Source organism: Paenibacillus sabuli (assembly GCF_014705605.1).
GTDB classification, from domain to species: domain Bacteria; phylum Bacillota; class Bacilli; order Paenibacillales; family Paenibacillaceae; genus Paenibacillus_D; species Paenibacillus_D sabuli.
In genome coordinates this window covers 1-3,437 of sequence record NZ_JACXIZ010000091.1, presented here as the reverse complement: position 1 = coordinate 3,437, position 3,437 = coordinate 1, and the positions used below count along the sequence as shown (strand labels likewise).

Genomic DNA, 3,437 nt, shown 5'->3' with positions numbered 1-3,437 from the left:
ATTTCAACTTGACCACCAGGCATCTCCCAGCCTCTTTTCGGTCCTTTAATCAGTAACAGTTCGTCTTTTTCATTGACTACAATTGCGGCTGCAGATACGATGTGCTTGGGTGGGTTCATAGAAATCTCCTCACTAGATCATATGTTTAAGATCTATGGCACTGGGGTTTTATAGTTCTTTGCAGGTTTCATCTAACGTTTAGGGTTCATGACGTCCGACGAAGTCGGATGTGTCCGGCTGATTCTACTTCCTGGCTTCATACCTCCGGTCCGGACCAAGCGGCGAATGCCGCGCAGCATGCACTCGTTGTTAGATGATGTTGCTGACATCCTGAGTTCTCTTACAAGGGTTTTGTCCAATTTTCCGTACTAATTATGTATTGATTTTGTACTCGTGTTATAATGTGATAAATTAGATTTTGAAGGGGTTGAAAAAATGGCTGTTACTAAAGATCAGTTAAATAAATTAATTCAACAACTTCCTGACGATGTCCTGCCAATTGCTGCTGACTTCTTGGAAAAACTGGTTTCTAATCCCTCGCAGTATCGCCATATACCTTGGGATAACGAACCAACCACTGATGAAGATCTCAAAGAAATTAAAGAAGCTAAAGCGTCTTTTGCGCGTGGCGAAGGTATTAAACTTAAGGATGTAATCAATGACTTACTCAATTGAGTTCTATAAGAACGCCCTTAAATACCTCCAGAAATTGGATAAACCCACCCGGACTCGAATCACCCATTCGTTGCAATTACTTTGTGATCATCCCTTCCATCCTGAGCTGGACATCAAGAGAATGAAAGGTACATCTGAAGAGTACCGATTAAGAGTTGGATCTTATAGAATCGTGTACGCTGTTGAAGACTACAGATTATTAATACAAGTTATCAAAATTGGATCTCGAGGAGATATCTATAAGTAAGTGTATTGGGGTTTATCTTTTATGTAATGTCTTTTGATTTTTGTTCCTCAGCAATTTCATCTAACGTTTAGGGTTCATGACGTCCGACGAAGTCGGATGTGTCCGGCTGATTCTGCTTCCTGGCTTCTACTCTCCGGCCGGACCAAGCGGCGAAAGCCGCGCAGCATGCACCCGTTGTTATGTGCTGCTCCGTTGACCAAGCCCACGCCGAATCGTTTTGAAGGTTTCCCCCCTTCTTTTCATCTTTTCATCGTGTTTTCGGCTTTATAGGGTTGTATAGCGTACTATGTCAAGTACTTTTTTTTTGACTTCAGAGCAACTCAAACACACCTAACCTTTATATTTTACAAAATATGGTTACCGACTAACGAAAAGCAGTGGATGCATGCGGCAGGTCTCGAACCTGAAGAAAATAGCCTCGTTTTCAATCCTGTATGCAATCTGGCTGAGTGCAGATGGTCGTCTAACGTACAATACGCATTGACAGGACGAGGTGGATAACGCTAAGGTACGAGGTCTGGCCTCCAGAATTTGATCCGATCTTCCCTCGGTCCCAGACCTGCGGATGCCTCATTTTTGTTTGTTGCTAGGCAGCGACGGGCGCAAGCATACAGTTAAACGCAAGCTTTTTGTTCATTTCCTGCAGGAGCCGGTACGCAGGCTGAGCGGAGTGGAACGGCTGCCTATCCCGCAGCATGGCAAACGCAATTTTAAGCATCTTGTTGCCCATCGCGACAAAGGTCGCGCGCTCATGCTTGCCGCGGTGCTTCAGACGCTCGTAGAACGGCTTGAGATCGGCATTGTGCAAGCAGAGACTCCGGCCCGCGAGATAAGTGACATAGCGCAAGTGAGCGTTCCCCTGCTTGGAGATGCTGCGGTAGGAACCTTTGCCGCCACCGGACTGCTTGACAATGGGATTCGTCCCGGCCTTCTTGATGAGCTGTCCGGCATGCTGATAATCCGAGACATTCCCCATCTCCGCGTAGAGTTCAGCAGCTAGGGACACGCCGAGGCCCGGAACGGTTAGGAGTAATTTCCCGTCGGTCTGGAGCAACAGGCTTTCAATCTCCTGCTCCAGTGTCTGGATTTTGGTATCGAAGGCGCGAAGGTCCTGCAGCTTCATCCGCAGCACAAGGAGCTCGGGACGGAGCGTCTGCGGGTCAGGGGCAAGCGATTCCTTTGCCACATGAAGCAGCTTGCGGATTGCGGTCGTACGCAGCTTCAAATTGTGTGCAATGGATAACGTCCGCAGCCCCTCCTCACCCCGTTGCAGAACAAGGGAGGGGTGCGGATAATGCTCCATGAAAAAGAGGGAAGCTTTGCCCCAGAAGTCGCTGAACACCTTCACTTTTTTGGCTCGCCCGTTCTGGTGTTCGGCGTAGCCTTGAAACTCGCGCCAGACGACATCCATGAGCGCTCGGATCTCCATGCGAAGGGACGAGCGCTTACGGATCTCTGTGCGTTTGGCGCGTGTAAGCACACGTAGTTGTCGCTGGAGTCCTTCCGCCAAGCGGAATTCGGTCGCCTTGTTGTTTCGGAGGGCATGAGCAATCGCCACCAGATCGAGGTCATCGGTCTTGCACCAGCTCAGTGCGCTCGCCCGTTCTTCGGAGGTCGTGTAGGCATTGAGAATTTGAACGAGATATCCCTGCTTGCCCATCTGCCTGACGATGTCCTCATAGTAGTGACCGGTGGCTTCAATACCCAGAAACAAACGCACCGCCCCCGACTGCTGCACGGCTCGATCAATCGTGTCATAGAATCGCTTCATGCCGGAATGACTCACCGAGAAAAAGAAGGGTTTTTCAACCACATCGCCGAAGTAGTTACAGATCAATGCTTTTTGGTGGAGCTTGGCCGCATCGATCGCTACGATGAGGACCTGCTCCAGGTTAACGCCTCGTAGTTGTTGACTGAACTTCGTTCCCTTTAAGCCTTGAATATGGTGGGATTTCCCCATGTGACTTCGGCCTCCTGTGGTGGGTAGGTTAGATTGAAGCGCTTCGTCAGGTGCTTCTTTCTTCGATAGTCGCTGGGGATTTTCCTTTTCTATGAGGATTATATTACACGCCAGATTTTATAGGTTTTATCATTATACAGCTTTATCCAGAATTTTATAGGGTTTTCATCTTTTCATACGGCGACCACGCGCTTTCATCCACGCTCGACTGTCGAATCGCCACGTTCTCCTGACGTTTCTCCTCACTCCAGTAACTCTAAATCTTTTGTTTTGAATAGCCTTTATCGTCTTTTCAGCTCTTCGCCTTTTATATAGATTTTTCGTTCTTCAGGGGGGAAACCTTCCGAACGGCTATTTTCAGCCGTTCGCTTACGATGTAGGCGCTCCGTTCCATCCAACAACCTGCGTTTATTTGGATGGCGGATGGGCTTTTCTTCTTCGATTTAGCTACAGGAGTTGCATATAACGTTTAGGGTTCATGACGTCCGACGAAGTCGGATGTGTCCGGCTGATTCCGCTTCCTGGCTCCTACTCTCCGCCCGGACCAAGCGGCGA

At 48.7% G+C, this 3,437-nt stretch carries 4 protein-coding genes; 2 read left to right on the top strand and 2 right to left on the bottom strand.

What is annotated here, in order from left to right; genetic code table 11:
- On the bottom strand, window positions 1–119 hold a 119-nt coding region (locus IDH44_RS26180), incomplete at its 3' end, for an NUDIX domain-containing protein (RefSeq protein WP_190921768.1).
- Window positions 120–435: 316 nt separating this feature from the next.
- Between IDH44_RS26180 and IDH44_RS26175 the strand changes: the two genes are divergently transcribed.
- Together IDH44_RS26175 and IDH44_RS27510 are read left to right on the top strand one after the other, a co-directional pair.
- Window positions 436–675, top strand: coding sequence for a hypothetical protein (locus IDH44_RS26175; protein WP_190921767.1), 240 nt, complete (start codon window positions 436–438; stop codon window positions 673–675).
- Window positions 659–922: a type II toxin-antitoxin system RelE family toxin gene (locus IDH44_RS27510; protein WP_190921766.1), complete on the top strand. Its 264-nt coding sequence runs from the start codon at window positions 659–661 to the stop codon at window positions 920–922. The genes IDH44_RS26175 and IDH44_RS27510 overlap by 17 nt, the downstream gene beginning before the upstream one ends.
- 586 nt (window positions 923–1,508) lie before the next feature.
- Here the strand turns inward: IDH44_RS27510 and IDH44_RS26165 are convergent.
- Window positions 1,509–2,882 (bottom strand): IS110 family RNA-guided transposase, encoded by a 1,374-nt coding sequence (locus tag IDH44_RS26165; protein WP_190921765.1) that lies wholly within the window; start codon window positions 2,880–2,882, stop codon window positions 1,509–1,511.
- Between the last annotated feature and the right edge of the window lie 555 nt (window positions 2,883–3,437).

Coding starts and splice junctions, on each gene's coding strand:
- IDH44_RS26175 (WP_190921767.1), top strand. CDS start 436: ATGGCTGTTACTAAAGATCAGTTAAATAAATTAATTCAACAACTTCCT.
- IDH44_RS27510 (WP_190921766.1), top strand. CDS start 659: ATGACTTACTCAATTGAGTTCTATAAGAACGCCCTTAAATACCTCCAG.
- IDH44_RS26165 (WP_190921765.1), bottom strand. CDS start 2,882: ATGGGGAAATCCCACCATATTCAAGGCTTAAAGGGAACGAAGTTCAGT.